Raw genomic sequence first — 21390 nt, 5'->3', positions numbered from 1 at the left:
GGATTATGACGGCGCGAACGGATCGGAGGACCAGATGACCGAGTATGTCGCACGCGCCGGATTGCAGGTGGCCGCCCCGCTGGCCGCGCTGGTCGAGGATGAGGTCCTGACCGGCGGCGTCACGCCCGCGGCGTTCTGGGACGGCTATGCCGCGATCCTGCGCGACCTCGGGCCCGAGAACCGGTCGCTGCTCGACCGCCGCGAGGCGTTGCAGGGCCAGATCGACGACTGGCACCGCGCCCGGCGCGGCCAGCCGCACGACGCGGCCGCCTATGAGGCGTTCCTGCGCGAGATCGGCTATCTGGTCCCGCCGCCCGCACCCTTCACCGTGGGCACCACGAACGTCGACCCCGAGCTGGCGCAGGTCGCGGGGCCGCAGCTCGTGGTGCCGGTGTCGAACGCGCGCTTTGCGCTCAATGCCGCGAACGCGCGCTGGGGCTCGCTCTATGATGCGCTCTACGGCACCGACGCGATTCCAGGGCAGGCAACGCCGGGCGGCTATGACGCCGCCCGCGGGGCGCAGGTGATCGCCTGGGCGCGGGGCCATCTCGACGCGGTGGCGCCGCTCGACGGGGCGTCCTGGGCGGACGTGACCGCGCTTTCCCCCGCGGACGGGACGCTGCGCGTCACCGCCGGCGGGCGCGAGACGGGGCTGGCCGATCCCGCCCAGTTCGCCGGGACGGCGGGCGAGGATGTGCTGCTGCGCGTCAACGGCCTGCTGCTGCGCATCCGGGTGGACCGCGCCTCGCCCATCGGCCGGGACGACCCGGCGGGGATCGCCGACGTGGTGCTGGAAAGCGCGCTGACCGCCATCCAGGATTGCGAGGACAGCGTCGCCGCCGTCGATCCCGAGGACAAGGTGGCCGTCTATCGCAACTGGCTGGGGCTGATGACGGGGACGCTCGAGGAGAGCTTCACCAAGAACGGCCGCGAGATGACCCGGCGGCTGAACCCCGACGTGACCTACACCGACCCCGCCGGGCGCGAGGTCACCCACCCCGGCCGCGCCGTCCTGCTGGTGCGCAACGTGGGCCACCTGATGACCACCGACGCGGTGCTCCTCGACGGGCAGGAAACGCCCGAGGGGATCATGGACGCGATGGTGACGGTCGCCGCCGCGATGCACGACCTGGGCGAGGGCGGCGGGCGCAATTCGCGCACCGGATCGGTCTATGTGGTCAAGCCAAAGATGCACGGGCCGGACGAGGTGGGCTTCGCCGACCGCCTCTATGCCCGGGTCGAGGATGTGCTGGGCCTGCCCCGCAACACCGTCAAGCTGGGGGTGATGGACGAGGAACGCCGGACCTCGGCCAATCTCGCGGCCTGTATGGCGGCGGTGAAGGACCGGGTGGTGTTCATCAACACCGGCTTCCTCGACCGTACCGGCGACGAGATCCACACCAGCATGGAGGCCGGGCCGGTCGTCCCGAAGGAGCAGATGAAGGACGCCGCGTGGCTTTCGGCCTATGAGGCGGGGAACGTCGACACCGGGCTTGCGGTCGGGCTGGCGGGCACGGGCCAGATCGGCAAGGGGATGTGGGCGCGGCCCGACGACATGGCGGCGATGCTCGAGGCCAAGGGCGCCCATCCCAAGGCGGGCGCGAACACGGCCTGGGTGCCCTCGCCCACCGCGGCGACGCTGCACGCGACGCATTATCACCGGACCTCGGTGCCGGCGGTGCAGGCGCAACTGCGGGACCGCGAACCGGCGAGCCTCTCGGCGCTGCTGACCCCGCCGCTGCTGGCCGGGCGCAACCTCTCCGAGGCCGAGATCGCGCATGAGATCGACAACTCGTGCCAGTCGATCCTTGGGTATGTGGTGCGCTGGGTCGATCAGGGCGTCGGCTGTTCCAAGGTGCCCGACATCAACGACGTGGCGCTGATGGAGGATCGGGCGACGCTGCGGATCTCGTCGCAGCATCTGGCGAACTGGCTGAAGCACGGGATCATCACCGAGGCGCAGGTCGAGGACGCGATGGCCCGGATGGCGGTCAAGGTGGACGCCCAGAACGCGGGCGATCCGGCCTATCGGCCGATGGCGCCGGCGCTGGACGGCCCGGCCTTCAACGCCGCGCGCGATCTGGTGCTGCAAGGGGCCGCGCAGCCCTCGGGCTACACCGAGCCGCTGCTGCACGCCGCCCGCCGCGCCGCGAAGGCGGGGTAACGGCCCCCCCCCCCCGCGCTACTCGCGCGTGGCGCGGGTGGCCGGCGGGGTTTTGAGCCAGAAAGACAACCGAGGGTGGGCTTCTTTCTGGCCCAAATACCCCCTTTTAACCGCCGCGCCGCCGCGCCGGCCTCAGAGCAGCCACTCAATCGGCAGCCTCCCCAACAGCCACAGCGTCCCGCGCTGGATCGCGTTGGTGCCCGGCTCGGTCCGGTGGATCGTCTCGGCGTCCTCGACCGCCGGCTCGTGCCAGACGATCCGCCCGTTCGCGTCGCGGCGGGGGCCGTAGGAGAGCCACGGCAGCACCTCGTCCATGCCGCGGCTCACCTCGGCCGCCAGCCGCGGGCTTTCGATCAGCATCCCCATCTCGGTGTTCAGCATCACCGAGCGCGGGTCGAAGTTGAACGAGCCGATGAACACCCGCTCGTCGTCGATGGACACGGTCTTGGAATGAAGGCTGGCGCGGGTCGAGATGCCGCGGACCCGCGGCTCGCGCGGGGCGGCGGGGGTGGCGCGCAGCTCGTAGAGCTCGATCCCCCCGTCGAGCAGCGCGGGGCGATATTTCACATAGGCCGAGTGGACCACGACCACATCCGTCGCCTCTTGCGAGTTGGTCAGGATGCGAACCCGCCGCCCCTCTCCCGCCAGCCGGATCAGCCGTTCGGTGAACCAGCGGCCGGGGACGAAATAGGCCGAGACGATGTCCACGGTGCGGTCCGGCTCGGCGATCAGCCGCATGAGGCGTGCGAACATCAGGTCGCGGTTGCGGACCCGCCCCAGCCCCTTGGCCGGGTCGTCGCTGATGAGCTGCACCGGCACCCATTCGAGCGGCAGCGACCCGTCGATCATCTGTGTGACCAGCGAGCGCGTGACGACCGCCTGCCGATAGGCGGCGGCCGATTCGTCGGCGAGCGCGGCGTCGAGGGCCGCGGCGGTCGGCGCCTCGGGCGGCGGGGCGGGCAGGATCATCTTGGCCGGATAGGAGGAGTGGCTGGCCCAGTAGCGGTCGAACTCCTCGCCCGCGTCGGCGGCCACCCGGCCGACCGCGATCACGTCGGTGTCGAGGTAATGCGGCCCGGCGCCATAGGCGAAGTAGATGTCGCCGATGTTGCGCCCGCCGAGAATGGTCACCGCCCCGTCCGCGATCAGCGCCTTGTTGTGCATCCGCCGGTTCAGCCGCACGAAGTCGAAGGCGTAGCCGAGCGCCTTGGGCCGCCGCAGGATGAACGGGTTGAAGAGCCGCACCTCGACGGTCGGCAGCGCGTTCAGCGCCGCCAGGTCGGGGTCGAGGCCGCTGATGCCGTTGTCGTCGAGCAGCAGCCGCACCCGCACCCCGCGGGCCGCGGCCTTCCAGATCTCCTCCAGCAGGATCAGCCCGGTCAGGTCGCGCTGCCAGATGTAGTATTGCAGGTCGAGCGTCTCTTCCGCCCCCCGGATCAGCGCGATCCGGGCGCCGAAGGCATCCACGCCGTCGTTCAGCGCCACGACGCCGCTCGCGTGGTCACGCCCCTCGGCCTGCGCCAGCGTGGCGCGGCCCATCGTGGTGCGGTCCGACAGGGGGATCGCCACCGAGGTGCTACGCCCGGCCAGCGACGGCGGCCGATAGATGAGGCGCAGCAGCAGAAGCGCGGCCGGGATCAGCAGCAGGACGGCCAGCAGCAGCGTCATCGCGGTCCCCGGTCAGCGGCGCCGCGCCCGTCGGGCGGCGGCCGCCGCGTGCGCTCAGCCAAGCGCCTTGGCAATCTCGGCGCCCGAGGCGCTGGTCAGGGTCTTCGCGACCTCGCGCACCAGCTTCTGCTCGAGCGTCTTGTGGTAGTGGCGGCGCATCTGCCCCAGCGTCGAGGGGTCCGCGACGACGGCCAGCGCCTCGACCTTGTTCTGCAGCACCATGGTGTTCAGCCGCTCGGTGAGCTGCTTGGCAAAGGTCGCCTCGTCCTCTTCGCGCGGGGTGGTCTCGGGGGGGCGGTTCCCCTGGCTCTCGTCCTGCAGGTGCTTGGGGGTGATGCGCTCCTGTTCGGTCAGCTCGACGCCCTGCTTGGCGGTGTTGCGGAACAGCACGGCCTGATGGCCATCGGCGACAACGACGAGGGTGTTGTGGGGAAGCATGGGCGTGGCCTTTCAGACGGATGACGTCACCGCAACGCCGGCTCTGCCCACGGGTTCCTGTCCGCCGGGGGAGGGGGCCGCGGCACCCCGGGGGGGGCCGCGGCGCGCCCGCCTTAGGTCAGGCTGCCGCAGAAGCCACGGATGCGGGCGATCGCCTCGGTCAGCTGCGCATCGGCGGCGGCGTAGCTGATGCGGAAATGCGGGCTGAGCCCGAAGGCCGCGCCGAACACCACGGCGACGCCGGTGGCGTGCAGCAGTTCCATCGCGAAGCGTTCGTCGTCGGTGATCTCGGCGCCCGTCGGGGTGCGCCGGCCGATCAGCCCGGCGATCGAGGGATAGACGTAGAACGCCCCCTCGGGCGTCGGGCAGTCGATCCCGGCGCACTGGTTCAGCCCCGACACCACGAGGTCGCGGCGGCGATGGAACACCGCCCGGCTTTCGGCGATGTAGTCCTGCGGCCCGGTCAGCGCGGCGAGCGCCGCATACTGGCTGACCGAGCAGGGGTTCGAGGTCGACTGCGACTGGATCGTCCCCATCGCCCGGATCAGCTCGGCCGGGCCGCCGGCATAGCCGATCCGCCAGCCGGTCATCGCATAGGCCTTGCTGACCCCGTTCACGGTCAGCGTCCGTGCCTTGAGCCGCGGCTCGACCTGGGCCGGGGTCACGAAGCGGAAGTCGTCGAAGACGAGGTGCTCGTAGATGTCGTCGGCCAGCACCCAGACATGGGGGTGGCGCATCAGCACGTCGGTCAGTTCGCGCAGATGCGCCTCGGCATAGCCCGCCCCGGTCGGGTTCGAGGGCGAGTTGAGGATCACCCACTTGGTCCGCGGCGTGATCGCCGCCTCAAGCTGCGCCGCGGTGATGCGGTAGCCCGCCTCGAGCCCCGCGGTGATGACGACCGGCGTGCCGCCGGCGAGTTCCACCATGTCCGGGTAGCTGACCCAGTAGGGTGCCGGGACGATCACCTCGTCGCCCGGATTGAGCGTCGCCATCAGCGCGTTGTAGAGCACCTGCTTGCCGCCGGTGCCGACGGTGATCTCGGCCGGCGCATAGTCCAGCCCGTTGTCGCGGGCGAACTTGTCGGCGATGGCGCGCTTGAGTTCGGGGATGCCGTCCACGGCGGTATAGCGGGTGCGGCCGGCGTCGATGGCGGCCTTGGCGGCCTCGCGGATATGGGCGGGGGTGTCGAAGTCCGGCTCTCCGGCGGACAGGCTGATGATGTCGCGCCCTTCGGCCGCCAGCTCGCGGGCGAGGTTGGTCATGGCGATGGTGGGCGACGGTTTGACGCGGGCCAGCGTCCGGGACAGAAAGCTCATCTTCACGCCTTTCGGGAGGGGATGGCCCCGTGATAGGCGCGCCCCCGGGGCGCCGCAAGGACGCGGCCGTCCCGGCAAGCCAGGGGGACCGGCGATGGACGATCACGAGGCGCGGCTGCGGCGGCTCAGGATGCGCAGCTGGCGGCGCGGCACGCGCGAGATGGACCTGATCCTCGGGCCCTTCGCGGATGCGCGGCTTCCGGGGATGGACGCGGCGACGCTCGACCGGCTCGAGGCGCTGCTCGAGGAAAACGACCAGGACCTCTACCCTTGGGTCACGGCGCGGATGCGGGGCGAGGCGGCGGGGCCCGCGGCGCTCGGCCCGCTGCTGGATGAGATCGCGGCCCACGCGGCGGGGCGGCTGCGGGAAATTCGCGGCGCTTAACCGAATCTTGGAAGTTTTGGTCCAGCTTCGGTCCAGAGGACGCTGGAGCGGATGCCAAGATGACCCGATTTGCCACGCTGCGACAGACCGACACCGCCGCGCCGTTCGCCGCGCTCGGCCCCCGCCTTGCCGCGCCCGAGGCGGCGGCCCCCGACCGGCTCGGGGTCTATCTCGAGACGCTGCAGATCCTCGACCGGCTGCATCGGCTGATGCTCGACCTGGTCAAGGACGAGTTCGAGCGGCTGGGCCAGACCGACCTGACCCCGGTGCAGGCGCTGCTCATCTACAACCTGGGCGATGCCGAGGTCTCGGCCGGCGAGCTGCGCTCGCGCGGGATGTATCAGGGGTCGAACGTCAGCTATAACCTCAAGAAGCTGGTGCAGATGGGCTATGTCCACCACCAGCGCAGCGACATGGACCGCCGCTCGGTCCGGGTGCGGCTGACCCCGCAGGGCGAGGCGGTACGGGGCATGATCTACCGGATGTTCGCCCGCCACGCGGCGGGGCTGGCCGCCTCGGGGGTGCTGGACGACCCGCCGCTCGAGCAGGTGAACCCGCAGTTGCGCCGGGTCGAGCGGATCTGGTCCGAGCAGATCCGGTACATCTACTGAGCGGGCGTTACCGGTCCAGCGCGCGGAGCCGGTCGAGCACCGGCCCGGTCAGGCGGAAATGCCCGGTCTGCGGGTAGCGGTCGAGCGCATCCTCCTCGCGCGTGCCGCGGCCGATGTTGTGGATCACCAGCGGATGCCCTTCGGGGCCAGTGCGGTCACTGACGATCATCACGTGCGGCAGGTTGCCGGGCAGCAGGACGGTGACGATGTCGCCGGGCTGCGGCGCGTCCGAGACGCGGGCGCCGAGGTGATCGAAGAGGGCGATGAGGTTCGGCACCCGGCGGTGGTCGATGTTGCGGTCGGGGCGGCGCAGGCCCCAGGTCTGCGGGTAGTCCGCGAACCGCGCCGTCATGTCCCGGTGCACGGCCCGCTGCAGGTCCAGCGCCGCGGCGTCCCGCAGGGCGCGGATCAGGACGTCGGTGCACACCCCCCGGTCGCGGGCCACGTCGCCGCCCGGAAACGCCAGCGCCGCATAGGCGGGATCGTAGCGGGTGGTCACGCCGATCTGGCTGCGCGCGGCGCCGACCAGAGCAGCGGTGCTGCTTTCGACCGCCGGCGCGAGGCCGGGGCGGGGCAGGGGCTCGGCCAGCGCCACCGCGGCACCCAGCGCCGCGGCGGCCAGGATCAGGCGCGCGATCACCAGTGGCCGGTGTTGCCCATGCTCGCCCACGGCTCTTGCGGGGGCAGGCGCTCGCCGGCCTGCAGCAGCTCGACCGAGATGTTGTCGGGGCTGCGCACGAACGCCATGTGCCCGTCGCGCGGCGGCCGGTTGATGGTCACGCCGTTGTCCATCAGGTGCTGGCACATCGCGTAGATGTCCTCGACCTCATAGGCGAGGTGCCCGAAGTGGCGGCTGTCCGAGGGCAGCCCCTCGTCGCCGTCCCAGTTGTAGGTCAGCTCGACCGGGGCCGCCTCGTCGCCCTCGGCGGCCATGAACACCAGCGAGAACCGCCCCTGCTCGTTGTCGATCCGCCGGATCTCGCGCAGGCCCAGCAGCGCGAAGAACCGCCGCGTGGCATCCAGGTCTCGGACCCGGACCATGGTGTGCAGATACTTGACCTTCATGCCCGTCCTCTCGGCTGACGCCCCGCGGGGCCCTCGCCCCATGCTGCCACGCCCGCCGCCCGCAGGCCAGACCACCGCGCCCCCCGTGGCCCGCGCCGCCACCCGACGCAATCGCTTGTGGCACCCCGTCCGTTGCCCCACAATGTGTGGGAGTTTTCCAGCCCGAGTCGCCCGATGCCCCTGACCCCCGAACAGCAAGCCGAGATCGACGAGGCCCGCGCCACCCCGCGCCCCACCCTGCGCGCCGTGAGCGAGGGGATGGAGGCGCGGCTGCACCACGCCATCCCGGTGCTCGACCACGGGCTGATCCGGGTCATCGACTACATGGGCGACGACGCGGCCATCGTGCAGGCGGCCCGCGTCAGCTACGGCCGCGGCACCAAGGCGGTCTCGAACGACGAGGGGCTGATCCGCTACCTGATGCGGCACTGGCACTCGACCCCGTTCGAGATGTGCGAGGTCAAGCTGCACGTCAAACTGCCGGTCTTCGTCGCCCGCCAGTGGATCCGCCACCGCACCGCCAACGTGAACGAATACTCGGCCCGCTACTCGATCCTCGACCGCGAGTTCTACATCCCCGCGCCCGAACAGCTCGCCGCGCAGTCCACGGTGAACAACCAGGGCCGCGGCGCCGCACTTGAAGGTGAGGAGGCGCAGCGCGTGCTCGACATCCTGCGCGCCGATTCGACCCGCGCCTATGACCATTACGAGGCGATGATGGCGCCCACGCAGGCCGACGGCACCCCGCAGCAGGGGCTGGCGCGGGAACTGGCGCGGATGAACCTGCCGGCCAACGTCTACACCCAGTGGTACTGGAAGACCGACCTGCACAACCTGTTCCACTTCCTGCGCCTGCGCGCCGACCCGCACGCGCAATACGAGATCCGCGTCTACGCCGAGGCGATGTGCCAGATCGTCCGCGACTGGGTCCCGCTCGCCTACGCGGCGTTCGAGGACTACCGCCTGGGCGGCGCGGTGCTCTCGGCGAAGGGGGTGGAGGTGTTGAAGCGGCGTCTGGCGGGTGAGGCGGTGACGCAGGAGAGCTCCGGCATGAGCAAGGGAGAATGGCGGGAGTTTGAGGGGGTGTGGGGGTGAAGGGCGTGTTTGCAGGTGTTCCCCTGCCGCATCCAAATCCAATCTGTCTTAGGGAGCGGTAAATGGACGGAGCGCTAGGTGTCGTTCTAAGATACACAGGGGAGGATTCCGCCAGTGGATATTTAGATTTTTACGATGCTGCGAGGGCGATCACGGGCTTTCAGCGAAGCTTAGCGCTTACTACCCATCTAGTAACAACGGGCGAAATAATTGTCCAAGCCCCTGTCTTAAAAGGGGCTAAGATCTATCTCGGTACACTTGAGCCCGGGTCTTACAAGATTCCTGCATGGATTGCTGCGGCGGCAATCGGCATGCACTCTGTGGGGACGGCGGACAGAGAAACTCCTCTAGGACACTTAATCTTTTCTGTCTACGACTATGCCGTTAGCCAATCTCTCGGATTTCACGTCAATTACGATGAATCTTTAGGGCAAAGTTATGAGAGGTTAAAGTCGAGCGGGACGAAACTCCCGCCCGTTAACGAGAGTAAGATAGACTCACTTACGGAGAAAATTGAATCTAGTATCATTGACATGCACCGGCCGATAGTCTGGTCGGAGACGGCAACGAAGGCTCGGATTTCCTTCGGACCCCAAGGTGCAGCGCGGAGAATTGCCGCGGTTCTTGATGAGGGTACATACGAGTATATTTCTACAACGAAGAGAGAAAATTCGTACGTCGATTTGATCGGGCGAGTGTCCAGCTATAATGTCAATACTTATAAGGGGAGGATATTCTGCGAAACTGAGGAGCGGCCGGTTCCGTTCGAGTTGAGTGAAAGTAGTCGATCCTCGCGCGTGATGCGATTAATAACCCGGAGCCTTTCAGAGAACGCTCTTAATAGATCGTCCGCCGGATCTCGCGTAATCTTCCGTGCCTTTCGCAATGTTAGTTCGCAGGGAAGGCTGAAGAGTTATTTTGTGGTTGACGTCGAGCCTATTGCTACTACGACGGAGTAGCGCGGAGGTTGCATCGCCGGCCGGCATTTCACGCGCCTCATACCCCGCAACACTGTCTGGCTAGCTACAAGTCAGCGTTCGCCGCGCCCACCCCCTCCACCCACGCCCTGACCACCGCCACCGCCTCCGGCTCGTCCAGCCACGGGATATGCCCGCGCCCGGGCACCTTCCCGTAGATCATGTCCGGCCGGCGGCGGCGCATCTCGGCCACCGCGTCCTCGCCCAGAAGGTCCGACCCCGCGCCGTGGATCAGCGCCAGCGGCAGACCCTCCAGCGCGTCGAAGAGGGGCCAGGCGGTCGCCGTGGGGTCCTTCATCGCCGCAAGGAAGCTTTCGCGCAGGGCCGGGTCATAGGTTAGCGCCACCCCGTCGTCGGTCTGGCGATAGAGGCGCGCGGCCTCCTCGGCCCAGCGGCCCTCGGGCACCGGGCCAAAGCCCTTGAGCGTCTCGGGCAGGCGCGCGGCCACATCGGCCAGTGTGCGGGCGTTGGGGCGGCGGCCGACATAGGCCGTGATCGCCTCGAGCCCCTCGACCCTGAGCTGCGGGCCGACGTCGTTCAGGCAGACGCCGAGCAGCCGGTCCTTGGCCACCGCCGCGAGATACATCGCGATCAGCCCGCCGCGCGAGGTGCCGAACACCGCCGCCCGCGCGATCCCGAGGTGGTCGAGCAGCGCGAGCGCGTCCGCGCCCTCCTGCGGGACGGTGTAGGTCGCGGCGCCGGTCCAGTCGGACTGGCCACGGCCGCGGTAGTCCATGCGGATCATCCGGCAATCGGCGAGCGCCGGGGCCAGGTAGTCGAAATCGTCCATGCTGCGGGTCAGCCCGGCGAGGCACAGGACCGGCAGCCCCTCGCCCTCGTCCCGATAGGCGAGCCGCGCCCCGTCCGCCGCCGTCATGAACTCGACACCCATCGCCCCGCCCCTCTGTCTGGTCCCGATACCCCGCGGGGGTCCGGGGGCGCGAAGCCCCCAGGTCGCGGCCCGCGGCCCGCGCGGCAACTCTCGGCAATCCGCGCCGCGGCCGCAAGCGCCGCCGGAAAGGGCCGGCAAAGCATTTGTTGCAGTTCCGCCGCGCGTCCAACAAGCTGACCCGAACCGCAGACTCAGGGGAGGGAGGAACCCATGTCGTTCATCAACCGCAGGCTCATCGCCGCCTGCGTGGTCGCCGCCGCCGCGCTGGGCGCGTCGCTGCCGGCGACCGCGCAAGAGCTGGGCGATCTGACCATCACCGCGCCGGCGGGCGCGGGCGGCGGCTGGGATTCGCTGGCCCGCAACCTGCAAGAGACGATGATGAAGACCGGCACCGCCAAGAACGTGCAGGTCGTGAACGTCCCCGGTGCCGGCGGCACGGTCGGGCTGGCGCAGTTCAGCCAGTCCGCGAAGGGCGCGGCCGACCAGCTGCTCGTCGGCGGGCTGGTGATGGTGGGGGCGATCATCACCAACAAGTCGCCGGTGAACCTGACCAACGTGACGCCGATCGCGCGGCTGACCTCGGACCCGATGGTGGTCGTGGTGCCGAAGGACAGCCCGATCCAGTCGCTCGCCGACCTGACCGCCAAGATCAAGTCGGACGTCGGCGGCACGGTCTGGGCGGGCGGCTCGGCGGGCGGGGCGGACCACATCTTCGCCGGGCTGATCACCCAGGCGGCGGGCGGCGACTCGGCCAAGGTCAACTACGTCGCCTATTCGGGCGGCGGCGAGGCGCTGGCCGCGCTGCTCGGCGGGCAGGTCACGGCGGGGATCTCGGGCTACGGCGAGTTCCAGGGCCAGATCGAGTCGGGCGACCTGCGCGCGCTCGCCATCTCGTACCCCGAGCCGGTCGAGGGCATCGCGGCCCAGCCCCTCAAGGCGCAGGGGGTCGATGTCGAGATGGAGAACTGGCGCGGCGTCTTCGCCGGCCCCGACCTCGCCGACGCCGACCGGCAGGCGCTGTCGGCGGCGGTCGAAAAGACCGTCAAGTCGCCCGAATGGGCCGAGGTGCTCAAGGCCCGCGGCTGGACCGACGCCTATCAGGGGCCGGACGAGTTCAAGGCCTTCGTCGAGTCCGAGAACACCCGCATCACCGAGGTGCTCAAGGCCATCGGCCTCGCCCAGTAGGGCGGCGCCACAGCACGGCGCGGGCGGGGCCGACCCGCCCGCCGCCACGGAAGGGCGCCACGGGCCGAAGCGCGGCGGGGAAAGGATCGCGGAATGGGATTTCGCCAGCAGACCGGGCTGCACCGTCCGACGGCGTTGATCGGGGTCGGGCTGATCGCGCTGGCCACGCTGACGTGGTTCGACGCGCGCGGGATGACGATGGCGGCGAACTACGGGGTGGGCGCCGATGCGGCGTCCTATTTCGTCGCGCTGGTGCTGCTCGTCCTCGGCGCCGGGCACCTGCTCGCAGCCATGCGGCCGGGGATCGAGGCAGAGGAGGCCGACTGGGGCGCCGTCGCCTGGATCCTGCTCGCGCTCACGGGGCTGATCGGCTCGATCTGGGCCGGGCTTGGCTTCATCCTCGGCTCGACGCTGCTCTTTGCGCTGACCGCGCGGGCCTTTGGCCGGCGGGCGCTGATCGCCGACCTGCTGATCGGCGCGGTACTCGCCACGCTGATCTTCCTGCTCTTCAACAAGCTGCTGCGGCTGGCGCTGCCGGCCGGGCCGCTCGAACGGCTGTTCTGAGAAAGGGACGCCATGGACGCGCTGATCCAGCTGATGAACGGGTTCGCGTCGGCCATCGCGCCGATGAACCTTGCCTTTGCGGCCATCGGCGTGCTGCTGGGCACCGCGGTCGGCGTCCTGCCCGGGATCGGGCCGGCGCTGACGGTCGCGCTCTTGTTGCCGGTGACGTTCAAGCTCGACCCCGGCGGCTCACTGATCATGTTCGCGGGGATCTATTACGGCGGGATGTACGGCGGCTCGACCACCGCCATCCTGCTCAACACCCCGGGCGAGGCTGCCTCGGTCGTCACCGCGCTTGAGGGGAACCAGATGGCCCGGCGCGGGCGGGGCGGGCCGGCGCTGGCGACGGCGGCCATCGGGTCGTTCGTGGCGGCGCTGATCGCCACGCTGGGGCTCGCGTTCCTCGCCCCGATCCTCGTCAAGGTCGCGGTCAAGTTCGGACCGTGGGACTATTTCGGGCTGATGCTGATCGCCTTCGTCACCGTCTCGGCGACCTTCGGCAACTCGCCGCTGCGGGGGCTGACGAGCCTCGCCATCGGGCTGTGGCTGGGGCTGATCGGGATCGACCAGCTGACCGGGCAGACGCGGCTCGCCTTCGGGGTGCCGAACCTCTTCGACGGGATCGAGGTCACCACGCTGGCGGTCGGCCTGTTCGCCATCGGCGAGGCGCTGTTCGTCGCCTCGCGTCACGCCCGCGCGCCGGAACGGCCGATCCCGATCAAGGGGTCGATCTGGATGACGCGGGCCGACTGGGCGCGCTCGTGGCGGCCGTGGCTGCGCGGCGCGGCCTTCGGCTTCCCCATCGGCGCGCTGCCGGCGGGGGGCGCCGAGATCCCCACGTTCCTCAGCTACACCACCGAGCGCAAGCTCTCGAAGCACCCCGAAGAGTTCGGCCATGGCGCGATCGAGGGCGTCGCCGGGCCCGAGGCCGCCAACAACGCCAGCGCCGCCGGCTCGCTGGTGCCGCTGCTGACGCTGGGGCTGCCGACCTCGGCCACGGCGGCGGTGATGCTGGCGGGGTTCCAGCAGTACAACATCCAGCCCGGGCCGCTGCTCTTTGCCACCCACGCGCAGCTGGTCTGGACGCTGATCGCCTCGCTCTTCATCGCCAACGTGATGCTGCTGGTCCTGAACCTGCCGCTGGTCGGGCTGTGGGTGCAGCTGCTCAAGATCCCGATGCCGTGGCTCTATGCCGGGATCGCGGTGTTCGCCACGATGGGGACGATTGCTGCGAACCCCTCGGTGGTCGAGCTGCTGCTGCTCGGCGGGTTCGGGGTGCTGGGGTTCCTGATGCGGCGCTACGACTATCCGGTGGCGCCGGTGATCGTCGGCCTGATCCTCGGGCCGATGGCCGACAGCCAGTTCCGCCGCGCGCTGCAGATGAGCCAGGGCGATCCGATGGTGTTCTTCCAGCACCCCGGTTCGGTGGTGATGATCGCGCTGGCGACGATCGCGCTGGTCGCGCCGTTCCTGTTCCGCGGGCTGGCGCGGTTCCGGGCCGACGAGGACTGAGCCGCGCTCCGCCGCCCCTCAGTGCGCCATCAGCACCGGCAGCGGCGCGCGGGCGAGGATGTCCTTCGTCGTCCCGCCCAGCAGGTCCTCGCTGAACTTGCTGTGCTCATAGGCGCCCATGATCAGCAGCCCGGCCCCGAGGTCGTCGCAGGCCTGCAGGATGGTCGCGCCGATCCCGCCCGCACCGGCGGGGCGCAGGGCAAGCTCTGCCTCGATCCCGTGCAGCGACAGCAGCCGCAGCGCGTCCTGCCCGAACTCGGGCGGCAGGTCGGGGCCGATGCCGAGGATGGTCACCCGCTCTTTCGTGCCGAGGATGTGCATGGCGTCGCCCATCGCGCGGGCCGAGGCGCGCTTGCCGTCCCAGGCGACCACGGCGGTTTCGCGGATGGCGGGCTCGGCGTAGCCCGGCGGGACGATCAGCACCGGCCGCCCCGAGCGCAGCGCCACCACGTCGGGGCGCACGGCGAAGTCGGCGGCGGGTTCGCCCTCGACCGGGGCGCCCATCACCACGATGTCATGCCCGCGGGCGGCCTGCGCCAGCCCGCCGCTGCGGGCGTCGAGGACGGTGAACGCGGCCCGCTCCGCCACCCCGGCCGCCGCCACGGCGGCGTCGAAGCCGGCCCGCCGTTCGGCGACATAGGCGGCCTCGGCCTCGTCGAGCACGCGGTCGATCTCGCGCGTCATGAAGGCGCCTGCGCGCCGGCGCAGCGGGTTCGGCGCCTGCCAGACGGCCGCGGTCAGCCGGGCGTCGTACTTGGCCACCATCAGCAGCGCCATGTGCAGCGCCGCCGCGCCCCCGCCGTTGCCGGTGTAGCTGGTCAGGATGCTTCGGATCGCCATGATGTGCCCCCCCGTCCGGCGCGCCGGTTCACCCGACTATCGGGCGGTTCCGGCTGCCGCGCAATCGGCAGGGCGGGTCAGATGTTCTCGGGCTGCGGCATCCCCAGCACGTGGTAGCCGCCGTCCACCGTCACCACCTCGCCCGTCGTGCAGGCGCCCCAGTCCGAGGCGAGCCACACCGCCGTCCCGCCGATCGCCTCGAGCGTGGCGTTGGCGCGCAAGGGCGCGTTCGCCTCGGTGTGGCGATAGGTCTTGCGGGCGCCGCCGATGGCCGCCCCGGCGAGGGTCTTCATCGGCCCGGGCGAGATCGCGTTGACGCGGATGCCGTCGGGGCCAAGGTCGTTGGCGAGGTAACGCACGGTCGATTCCAGCGCCGCCTTGGCCACGCCCATCACGTTGTAGAACGGCGTCACCCGGTTCGAGCCGCCATAGGTCAGGGTCAAAATGGTGCTGCCCGGCCCCATCAGCGGCAGCGCCCGGCGCGCCACCTCGATCAGCGAATAGCAGGAAATATCCAGCGAGTTTCGGAAGTTGGCCCGGCTGGTGTTGACGAAGCGCCCGGTCAGCTCGTCCTTGTTCGAAAACGCGATGGCATGGACGAGGATGTCGATCCGCCCCCAGCGCTCGGCCAGCGTGGCGAAGGCTGTGTCCAACGAGGCGTCGTCGGTCACGTCCACGTCCACCAGCAGGTCCGACCCGACGCTGGCCGCGAGCGGCTCGACCCGCTTGCCGAACGCCTCGCCCTGATAGGTGAAGGCGAGCTCAGCCCCTTCGGCGGCCAGCGCCCGCGCGATCCCCCAGGCGATCGAGCGGTCGTTGGCGACCCCCATCACCAGCGCCCGCTTGCCGCTCAGCAAATCCGTCATGCCTGTCAGTCCTGCAGTTTCGAAAGGACCAGCGTGGCGTTGGTGCCGCCAAAGCCGAAGCTGTTCGAGAGGACCGAGTCGAAGGCGACCCCGTCGATGCGCTCGAGCGCGATCTCGTCCGCGTGGATCTCCGGATCGAGCTGGGTGATGTTGGCGCTGGCGGCGATGAAGCCGCCCTCCATCATCAGCAGCGAATAGATCGCCTCGTGGACGCCGGTGGCGCCGAGGCTGTGGCCGGTCAGCGACTTGGTGGATGAGGTCTTGGGCACGTTCCCCTCACCGAACACCCGGCGCAGGGCCTTGATCTCGGTGACGTCGCCGGCGGGGGTCGAGGTGCCGTGGGCGTTCACATAGGTGATGCGCCGCCCCTCGGGCAGGGTGGCCAGCGCCGTGCGCATCGACCGCTCGCCGCCCTCGCCCGAGGGCGCGACCATGTCGTAGCCGTCCGAGGTTGCGCCGTAGCCGGTGACCTCGGCGTAGATCTTGGCACCCCGGGCGCGGGCGTGCTCAAGCTCCTCGAGCACCACGACGCCGCCGCCCCCGGCGATCACGAACCCGTCGCGGGTCGCATCGAACGGGCGCGAGGCGGTCGCGGGCGTGTCGTTGTACTTCGACGACATCGCCCCCATCGCGTCGAATAGGCACGAGAGCGTCCAGTCCAGTTCCTCCCCGCCGCCGGCGAACACGATGTCCTGCTTGCCCATCTGGATCTGCTCGACGCCGTTGCCGATGCAATGCGCGCTGGTCGAGCAGGCCGAGGTGATCGAGTAGTTCACGCCCTTGATGGCGAACGGCGTGGCAAGGCACGCCGAGTTGGTGCTGCTCATGCAGCGGGTGACCATGAACGGCCCCATGCGCTTCGGCGCGCCCTTCTCGATGACGATCTGGTGGGCCTGGAAGAAGTTCGAGGTGGACGGTCCGCCCGACCCCATGATCAGCCCGGTGCGCGGGTTCGAGACATCGCCCGGCTCAAGCCCGCTGTCCTTGATCGCCTGTTCCATGGCGATGAAGTTGTAGGCCGCGCCCGGCCCCATGAAGCGCAGGTCGCGCTTGTCGATGTGATCCTCGAGCACGATCTGCGGCTTGCCGTGGATCTGGCTGCGGAACCCGTGCTCGGTGTATTCGGGGGCCGCCACGATGCCCGAGCGGCCGTCCTTCAGCGACTGCGCGACCTCGGCGGCCGAGTTCCCGATGGGCGAGACGATCCCCAGCCCGGTGATGACGACGCGGCGCATGGGCACCCTTTCCTTGTGCGGGGTCAGCTCTCGGAGAGAGCGACCTTCATGTCCTTGACCTGATAGATGACCTCGCCATCGGCCTCGACGATGCCGTCGGCGACGCCCATCGTGAGCCGGCGGGTCTGCACGGCCTTGGTGAAATCAACCTTGTAGGTCAGCAGCTTGCGGTCCGGGCGGACCATCCCGGTCAGCTTGACCTCGCCCACCCCCAGCGCATAGCCGCGCCCCGGCCAGCCGCGCCAGCCGAGGTTGAAGCCGGTCAGCTGCCACAGGCCGTCGAGCCCGAGGCACCCCGGCATGATCGGGTTGCCCGGAAAATGGCATTCGAAGAACCACAGGTCGGGGGTGATGTCGAACTCGGCCACGACATGACCCTTGCCGTGCAGCCCGCCGTCCTCGGAAATGTCGGTGATGCGGTCCATCATCAGCATCGGCGGTTCGGGCAGCTGCGCGTTGCCCGGCCCGAACAACTCGCCCCGGGCGCAGGCCAGAAGGGCGTCCTTGTCGAAGCTGGTCCGTTCCATCGCCATCTTGGTCCCCCACCGCGTCCGTTGGCCTCGCCAAGCCCGGCCAGGGCGGGAAAGGCTGGCTCTCGCTCTAGCATCCCGGTGCCAAATGCCGCAAGGGCACGAGGTCCGGCCCACCCGGCGCGGCCGGGATGCGGGCGGGATGCGGCCGGGCGCGCCGGCTCCGCCGCCCCGCGCCAAGGCATCGCATTGCCACGGCCGGCAGTTTCCTGAATGAACCGGACAACGGCACGGTGATGAGGAATCAGGCAGATGGCACGGATCGACGAGAAACTCGAAACCATCCTCGAGACGGTGAAGCAGCGCAACGCGGGCGAGCCCGAGTTCCACCAGGCGGTCATCGAGGTGATGGAGAGCCTGGGCCGCGTCGTCGCCAAGCACCCCCAGTTCCTCGAGGAAGGGCTGATCGAGCGCATCTGCGAGCCCGAGCGCCAGATCATCTTCCGGGTGCCGTGGGTGGACGACCAGAACCGCGTGCGGATCAACCGCGGCTTCCGGGTCCAGTTCAACTCGGCGCTCGGCCCCTACAAGGGCGGCATCCGCTTCCACCCTTCGGTCAACGTGGGGATCATCAAGTTCCTGGGCTTCGAGCAGACCTTCAAGAACGCGCTCACCACGATGCCGATCGGCGGCGGCAAGGGCGGGTCGGACTTCGACCCCAAGGGCCGCTCGGACGGCGAGGTGATGCGCTTCTGCCAGTCCTTCATGACCGAGCTCTACCGCCACTTGGGCGAATACACCGACGTGCCGGCGGGCGATATCGGCGTGGGCGGGCGCGAGATCGGCTATATGTTCGGCCAGTACAAGCGCCTGACCAACCGCTACGAGGCCGGCGTGCTGACCGGCAAGGGCCTGAGCTACGGCGGCAGCCGCGCCCGGCCCGAGGCCACGGGCTACGGCACGGTGTTCTTCGTCCGCTCGATGCTCGAGGCGCAGGGCGAGGGGCTCGAGGGGCGCACCGCGGTCGTCTCGGGCTCGGGCAACGTCGCCACCTTCGCCATCGAGAAGCTGCAGGAGTTCGGCGCCAAGGTCGTCGCCTGCTCGGATTCGGGTGGCTACGTCGTGGACGAGGGCGGGCTCGACCTCGATCTGGTGCGCGAGATCAAGGAAAAGCGCCGCGGCCGGATCTCCGAATATCACCGCATCAAGGGGACGGGGACGTATTTCGTCGAGGCCGGCAAGGGCGCCATCTGGGACGTGCCCTGCCAGATCGCGCTGCCCTGCGCGACGCAGAACGAGCTGAACGGCAAGCAGGCCGCGACGCTGATCAAGAACGGCGTCAAGGTCGTGGCCGAGGGCGCCAATATGCCCTGCACGCCTGAGGCGATTTCGGCGCTGCAGCGGGCGGGCATCCTTTATGCCCCCGGCAAGGCCGCGAACGCTGGCGGCGTCGCCACCTCGGCGCTCGAGATGCAGCAGAACGCCTCGCGCGACAGCTGGACGTTCGAGCAGACGGTGGACCGGCTCGAGGACATCATGACCAACATCCACGATGTCTGCGCCGAGACCGCCGAGGAATACGGCGCGCCGGGCGACTATGTGCTGGGCGCCAACATCGCGGGCTTCGTCAAGGTGGCCGAGGCGATGCGGGCGCTGGGCGTCATCTGAGCATCAGTCGGGCCGGTCTCACCCACCGGCCCGGCTGCCCCCCCGACGGGAGCGTGCCCTGCAGGCCACCCGCCGCGCCTTTCCGCCGCCGGCGCCCGGAACCCGGGCACCGGGCCGGGCGTAGCTGTTGTAATGGGCCTTCACGCCCGGCGAACAGCAACGGAAAGGACCCGGGACCATGCGCCTCGATCGGCTTGGCCTGCTCTCCGCCCCCGCCACCCTGCTGATGACGACTGTGCTCGCCTCGGCGCAGGTCGCCCCGGCGCCTGCCGCGACCCCCGCGGCTGCCCCCGCCGAGATCGACCTGACCACGTGGGAGGTGGGTGACATCGACGCGCTGCCCGACGACGATTACGGGCAGATGGTCCGCTATGGCTTCAAGCTGGCGACCGAGACCCCGACCGTGATCGGCCCCGAGGTCGCCGACCCCGCCATGCGCTACTCGGGCAACAACCTCGCCTGCACGAGCTGCCACCAGGAGAATGCGACCAAGCCCTATGCGATGCCGTGGACCGGCGTGACGGCGGTGTTCCCGCAGTACCGCGCCCGCGAGAACGCGTTGCAGACGGTCGAGGATCGCGTGAACGGCTGCATGGAGCGGTCGATGGCCGGCAAGGCGCTGCCGCTCGACAGCGCCGAGATGCGGGGCTTCGCGGCCTACATCCACTTCCTGTCCCGCGGCATCCCGGTCGGCGCCACGCTGAAGGGCGCCGGGGTCGAGCGGGTGGCCGCGCCGAACCGCGCCGCCGACCCGGCCGCGGGCAAGGCCGTCTTTGCCGAGCATTGCGTCGTCTGCCACGCCGAGGACGGCACCGGCCAGCGCATGGGCGAGGCCGGGGATGCCCAGGGCTACGTCTTCCCGCCGGTCGCGGGCCCGGACAGCTACAACGACGGGGCCGGGATGTACCGGGTGCTGACGGCCTACCGCTTCATTCTGAACAATATGCCGCAGGGCGCCGACCACACCGCGCGGCAGCTGACCGAAGACCAGGCCTACGACGTCGCGGCCTATCTCTCGTCGATGGACCGCGGCCACAAGGAGGGGATGGAGAAGGACTTCCCCGACCTGCTGCGCAAGTCGCCGGACATGCCGTTCCCGCCCTTCGCCGGCGATTTCCCGGCCGAACAACACAAGTTCGGCCCGTTCAAGCCCATCGCCGACTATCTCGCCGCCGAGATCAAGGCGCGCGATGCCAAGGGTGGCGGCGCGGCGACCGAGTAGGGGGCCAGCGCCGGGCCGGGCCTAGAACCACTGGCCCGGCTCCATCAGCCCCAGCTCCATCAGCTGCTGCGAGTTCCAGCGGAACGGGTGCGATCCCCGCCACGCGAAGCTCGCGATCTCGTCGCGCGAGCCGGGGTTGCGGGCCAGCGCCTTGGCGACCCGGAACGAGGCGACTGCCGCGGTCAGGTTGTTGTGCCACGGGCAGGCAAAGGTGTTCATCTCTTCGACCGACAGCCGGTGATCGGCCAGAAGCCGCAGCCCCGGCTCGGTCCGGAACAGCGCGATCCGGTCGATGCGGCGGCGGTCGGCGGGGAGATGCTCCTCGAAGCGCCAGCGCAGGCCGCCGAAGAAATCCAGTTGCCGCTCTTTCCAGCCGCCCTGCCGGTCGGGGCGGCCGAGCGCGTAATAACCCGAGCGGTCGAACATCGCCTCGGCCATGCTGACCGCATCCGGGCTGCGGCTCAAATCGGGGGCGTAGAGATCGACCACATAGGTCAGCATCGCCCGCCGCCGTTCCTCGGCGTGGAAGGTCAGCATCTCGCCGATGGTGCGGGTCTCGCAGAAGGGGAAGAACAGGAACTCGGCATTGTAGCCGTAATAGAGCCACGTCCCCGCCGGGGCGCGCTCGATCACGGCGTTGACGCCCCGCACATGGGCGCCGGGCCGGCGCGCGTCGAAGCGCAGGTTGACGATCCGGCCCTTGTCGTCGGGTGGCAACTGCCCCGCCGCCAGCGGCTCGGGCGACAGCGCGAGGATCTTGCGGAACCCGAGCCGCAGGTGATGGGCGAGGGTGGCGGCGACCTCGGCCTCGTCCTCGATCAGCAGGATGGCGATGGGGCCGCGGGCGAGGTGCGCGCCCGGCGCGGACAGGAACGCCTCGAGCGGCGGGTGGCTGCGCGGCGCCGCGGGCACTGAGGCGGCCTGCGCCCCGGGGGGCCGCGCCGGATCGCTCACCGCAGGACCGCCCGGACCTGCTCGAGCACGCCGCCCAGCATCGACGGGCTGCGCGCGGCCGAGCGCACGACCGTGGACAGCGAGGTCTTCTGCGCCGCGTCCAGATTGCTCGTCTCGATCAGCCCCAGCACGGCGTCGAGGTCGAAGCCCTCGACGGTCAGCAGCCGGTCGATCTCGGCCGCCGAGCGGGCGGCGCTGGCGGCCTCGCGCCCGGCCTGGGCGGCATCGCGGGCGGCCTCGCCCGCGGCGGTAGCGGCGGTGGC

21 protein-coding genes and 1 pseudogene are annotated in these 21390 nt (G+C 69.9%); 10 read left to right on the top strand and 12 right to left on the bottom strand.

Going from position 1 to position 21390, the window contains the following annotated elements; all coding sequences use genetic code 11:
* Window positions 1-34: 34 nt before the first annotated feature.
* A complete protein-coding gene (locus tag ACFHYO_RS00580) occupies window positions 35-2164 on the top strand; it encodes a malate synthase G (protein ID WP_394317581.1) in 2130 nt (709 codons plus the stop codon).
* Window positions 2165-2296: 132 nt separating this feature from the next.
* Here the strand turns inward: ACFHYO_RS00580 and ACFHYO_RS00575 are convergent, their stop codons facing one another.
* The 3 genes from ACFHYO_RS00575 to ACFHYO_RS00565 form a co-directional block, all read right to left on the bottom strand.
* Complete coding sequence (locus ACFHYO_RS00575) at window positions 2297-3832, bottom strand: phospholipase D-like domain-containing protein (protein WP_394317579.1); 1536 nt, start codon at window positions 3830-3832, stop codon at window positions 2297-2299.
* 54 nt (window positions 3833-3886) lie between these two features.
* Window positions 3887-4270, bottom strand: a complete 384-nt coding sequence (locus ACFHYO_RS00570) for a host attachment family protein (protein WP_036711766.1) — start codon at window positions 4268-4270, stop codon at window positions 3887-3889.
* 113 nt (window positions 4271-4383) lie between these two features.
* Window positions 4384-5586, bottom strand: a complete 1203-nt coding sequence (locus ACFHYO_RS00565; RefSeq protein WP_394317577.1) for a pyridoxal phosphate-dependent aminotransferase — start codon at window positions 5584-5586, stop codon at window positions 4384-4386.
* Window positions 5587-5680: 94 nt separating this feature from the next.
* On the opposite strand from ACFHYO_RS00565, the gene ACFHYO_RS00560 reads away from it, so the two are divergent.
* Together ACFHYO_RS00560 and ACFHYO_RS00555 are read left to right on the top strand one after the other, a co-directional pair.
* Entirely contained in the window at window positions 5681-5971 is a 291-nt protein-coding gene (locus ACFHYO_RS00560) for an FAD assembly factor SdhE (protein ID WP_394317575.1), read from the top strand.
* 59 nt (window positions 5972-6030) lie between these two features.
* Window positions 6031-6582: a MarR family winged helix-turn-helix transcriptional regulator gene (locus tag ACFHYO_RS00555; protein ID WP_394317573.1), complete on the top strand. Its 552-nt coding sequence runs from the start codon at window positions 6031-6033 to the stop codon at window positions 6580-6582.
* A 7-nt stretch (window positions 6583-6589) separates the two neighbouring features.
* On the opposite strand, the gene ACFHYO_RS00550 is transcribed toward ACFHYO_RS00555, so the two are convergent.
* On the bottom strand, window positions 6590-7222 hold the full coding sequence (locus tag ACFHYO_RS00550) for a DUF1287 domain-containing protein (RefSeq protein ID WP_394317571.1): 633 nt from the start codon (window positions 7220-7222) through the stop codon (window positions 6590-6592).
* On the bottom strand, window positions 7219-7647 hold the full coding sequence (locus ACFHYO_RS00545; protein ID WP_036704210.1) for a VOC family protein: 429 nt from the start codon (window positions 7645-7647) through the stop codon (window positions 7219-7221). Before ACFHYO_RS00545 ends, ACFHYO_RS00550 begins: the two co-directional genes overlap by 4 nt.
* 174 nt (window positions 7648-7821) lie before the next feature.
* Here ACFHYO_RS00545 and thyX point away from each other — a divergent pair, with 174 nt between their 5' ends.
* Window positions 7822-8742, top strand: coding sequence for an FAD-dependent thymidylate synthase (thyX, locus tag ACFHYO_RS00540; RefSeq protein ID WP_394317568.1), 921 nt, complete (start codon window positions 7822-7824; stop codon window positions 8740-8742).
* A 62-nt stretch (window positions 8743-8804) separates the two neighbouring features.
* Window positions 8805-9701, top strand: coding sequence for a DUF7946 domain-containing protein (locus ACFHYO_RS16155; protein ID WP_446728962.1), 897 nt, complete (start codon window positions 8805-8807; stop codon window positions 9699-9701).
* A 64-nt stretch (window positions 9702-9765) separates the two neighbouring features.
* On the opposite strand, the gene ACFHYO_RS00535 is transcribed toward ACFHYO_RS16155, so the two are convergent.
* Complete coding sequence (locus ACFHYO_RS00535; protein ID WP_394317566.1) at window positions 9766-10611, bottom strand: alpha/beta fold hydrolase; 846 nt, start codon at window positions 10609-10611, stop codon at window positions 9766-9768.
* A 210-nt stretch (window positions 10612-10821) separates the two neighbouring features.
* Between ACFHYO_RS00535 and ACFHYO_RS00530 the strand changes: the two genes are divergently transcribed.
* The 3 genes from ACFHYO_RS00530 (at window position 10822) to ACFHYO_RS00520 (ending at window position 13872) form a co-directional block, all read left to right on the top strand.
* A complete protein-coding gene (locus ACFHYO_RS00530; protein WP_394317564.1) occupies window positions 10822-11796 on the top strand; it encodes a Bug family tripartite tricarboxylate transporter substrate binding protein in 975 nt (324 codons plus the stop codon).
* A gap of 93 nt (window positions 11797-11889) precedes the next feature.
* Window positions 11890-12360: a tripartite tricarboxylate transporter TctB family protein gene (locus ACFHYO_RS00525; protein WP_036711294.1), complete on the top strand. Its 471-nt coding sequence runs from the start codon at window positions 11890-11892 to the stop codon at window positions 12358-12360.
* 12 nt (window positions 12361-12372) lie between these two features.
* Window positions 12373-13872, top strand: coding sequence for a tripartite tricarboxylate transporter permease (locus ACFHYO_RS00520; protein WP_036711297.1), 1500 nt, complete (start codon window positions 12373-12375; stop codon window positions 13870-13872).
* Between the two features lie 18 nt (window positions 13873-13890).
* On the opposite strand, the gene ACFHYO_RS00515 is transcribed toward ACFHYO_RS00520, so the two are convergent.
* The 4 genes from ACFHYO_RS00515 to fabA all read right to left on the bottom strand — a co-directional run bounded on the left by ACFHYO_RS00515 (window position 13891) and on the right by fabA (window position 17346).
* Window positions 13891-14712, bottom strand: coding sequence for a universal stress protein (locus tag ACFHYO_RS00515; protein ID WP_394317561.1), 822 nt, complete (start codon window positions 14710-14712; stop codon window positions 13891-13893).
* Window positions 14713-14789: 77 nt separating this feature from the next.
* Complete coding sequence (locus ACFHYO_RS00510; RefSeq protein WP_394317559.1) at window positions 14790-15578, bottom strand: enoyl-ACP reductase FabI; 789 nt, start codon at window positions 15576-15578, stop codon at window positions 14790-14792.
* Window positions 15579-15583: 5 nt separating this feature from the next.
* Complete coding sequence (gene fabB / locus ACFHYO_RS00505) at window positions 15584-16813, bottom strand: beta-ketoacyl-ACP synthase I (RefSeq protein ID WP_036704579.1); 1230 nt, start codon at window positions 16811-16813, stop codon at window positions 15584-15586.
* Between the two features lie 23 nt (window positions 16814-16836).
* The gene (fabA, locus tag ACFHYO_RS00500) at window positions 16837-17346 is read right to left on the bottom strand and encodes a bifunctional 3-hydroxydecanoyl-ACP dehydratase/trans-2-decenoyl-ACP isomerase (RefSeq protein WP_036704577.1); all 510 of its coding nucleotides are present in this window, start codon (window positions 17344-17346) and stop codon (window positions 16837-16839) included.
* Window positions 17347-17595: 249 nt separating this feature from the next.
* Here fabA and gdhA point away from each other — a divergent pair, with 249 nt between their 5' ends.
* The gene (gdhA, locus tag ACFHYO_RS00495; RefSeq protein WP_036711305.1) at window positions 17596-18951 is read left to right on the top strand and encodes an NADP-specific glutamate dehydrogenase; all 1356 of its coding nucleotides are present in this window, start codon (window positions 17596-17598) and stop codon (window positions 18949-18951) included.
* Window positions 18952-19129: 178 nt separating this feature from the next.
* A complete protein-coding gene (locus ACFHYO_RS00490; RefSeq protein ID WP_394317556.1) occupies window positions 19130-20173 on the top strand; it encodes a c-type cytochrome in 1044 nt (347 codons plus the stop codon).
* Window positions 20174-20194: 21 nt separating this feature from the next.
* Here ACFHYO_RS00490 and ACFHYO_RS00485 read toward each other — a convergent pair whose 3' ends face one another.
* Window positions 20195-21085: a glycosyltransferase family 2 protein gene (locus tag ACFHYO_RS00485; RefSeq protein WP_394317554.1), complete on the bottom strand. Its 891-nt coding sequence runs from the start codon at window positions 21083-21085 to the stop codon at window positions 20195-20197.
* Between the two features lie 38 nt (window positions 21086-21123).
* Window positions 21124-21390, bottom strand: a pseudogene (locus tag ACFHYO_RS00480) (hypothetical protein); the annotation flags it as partial.

Origin of the sequence: Paracoccus panacisoli (assembly GCF_042435015.1) — a bacterium.
Lineage (GTDB): Bacteria > Pseudomonadota > Alphaproteobacteria > Rhodobacterales > Rhodobacteraceae > Paracoccus > Paracoccus panacisoli.
The sequence above is the reverse complement of the archived record's forward strand: the minus strand, read 5'-3'. Positions and strand labels throughout refer to the sequence as shown.

What these genes read in the sequence shown, in the direction of transcription:
- ACFHYO_RS00535 (WP_394317566.1), bottom strand. Translation starts at nt 10,611, where the DNA reads ATGGGTGTCGAGTTCATGACGGCGGCGGACGGGGCGCGGCTCGCCTAT.
- ACFHYO_RS00555 (WP_394317573.1), top strand. Translation starts at nt 6,031, where the DNA reads ATGACCCGATTTGCCACGCTGCGACAGACCGACACCGCCGCGCCGTTC.
- ACFHYO_RS00490 (WP_394317556.1), top strand. Translation starts at nt 19,130, where the DNA reads ATGCGCCTCGATCGGCTTGGCCTGCTCTCCGCCCCCGCCACCCTGCTG.
- ACFHYO_RS00575 (WP_394317579.1), bottom strand. Translation starts at nt 3,832, where the DNA reads ATGACGCTGCTGCTGGCCGTCCTGCTGCTGATCCCGGCCGCGCTTCTG.
- thyX (WP_394317568.1), top strand. Translation starts at nt 7,822, where the DNA reads ATGCCCCTGACCCCCGAACAGCAAGCCGAGATCGACGAGGCCCGCGCC.
- fabA (WP_036704577.1), bottom strand. Translation starts at nt 17,346, where the DNA reads ATGGCGATGGAACGGACCAGCTTCGACAAGGACGCCCTTCTGGCCTGC.
- ACFHYO_RS00565 (WP_394317577.1), bottom strand. Translation starts at nt 5,586, where the DNA reads ATGAGCTTTCTGTCCCGGACGCTGGCCCGCGTCAAACCGTCGCCCACC.
- ACFHYO_RS00520 (WP_036711297.1), top strand. Translation starts at nt 12,373, where the DNA reads ATGGACGCGCTGATCCAGCTGATGAACGGGTTCGCGTCGGCCATCGCG.
- ACFHYO_RS00530 (WP_394317564.1), top strand. Translation starts at nt 10,822, where the DNA reads ATGTCGTTCATCAACCGCAGGCTCATCGCCGCCTGCGTGGTCGCCGCC.
- ACFHYO_RS00560 (WP_394317575.1), top strand. Translation starts at nt 5,681, where the DNA reads ATGGACGATCACGAGGCGCGGCTGCGGCGGCTCAGGATGCGCAGCTGG.
- gdhA (WP_036711305.1), top strand. Translation starts at nt 17,596, where the DNA reads ATGGCACGGATCGACGAGAAACTCGAAACCATCCTCGAGACGGTGAAG.
- ACFHYO_RS00570 (WP_036711766.1), bottom strand. Translation starts at nt 4,270, where the DNA reads ATGCTTCCCCACAACACCCTCGTCGTTGTCGCCGATGGCCATCAGGCC.
- ACFHYO_RS00510 (WP_394317559.1), bottom strand. Translation starts at nt 15,578, where the DNA reads ATGACGGATTTGCTGAGCGGCAAGCGGGCGCTGGTGATGGGGGTCGCC.
- ACFHYO_RS00525 (WP_036711294.1), top strand. Translation starts at nt 11,890, where the DNA reads ATGGGATTTCGCCAGCAGACCGGGCTGCACCGTCCGACGGCGTTGATC.
- ACFHYO_RS00545 (WP_036704210.1), bottom strand. Translation starts at nt 7,647, where the DNA reads ATGAAGGTCAAGTATCTGCACACCATGGTCCGGGTCCGAGACCTGGAT.
- ACFHYO_RS00515 (WP_394317561.1), bottom strand. Translation starts at nt 14,712, where the DNA reads ATGGCGATCCGAAGCATCCTGACCAGCTACACCGGCAACGGCGGGGGC.
- ACFHYO_RS16155 (WP_446728962.1), top strand. Translation starts at nt 8,805, where the DNA reads ATGGACGGAGCGCTAGGTGTCGTTCTAAGATACACAGGGGAGGATTCC.
- fabB (WP_036704579.1), bottom strand. Translation starts at nt 16,813, where the DNA reads ATGCGCCGCGTCGTCATCACCGGGCTGGGGATCGTCTCGCCCATCGGG.
- ACFHYO_RS00580 (WP_394317581.1), top strand. Translation starts at nt 35, where the DNA reads ATGACCGAGTATGTCGCACGCGCCGGATTGCAGGTGGCCGCCCCGCTG.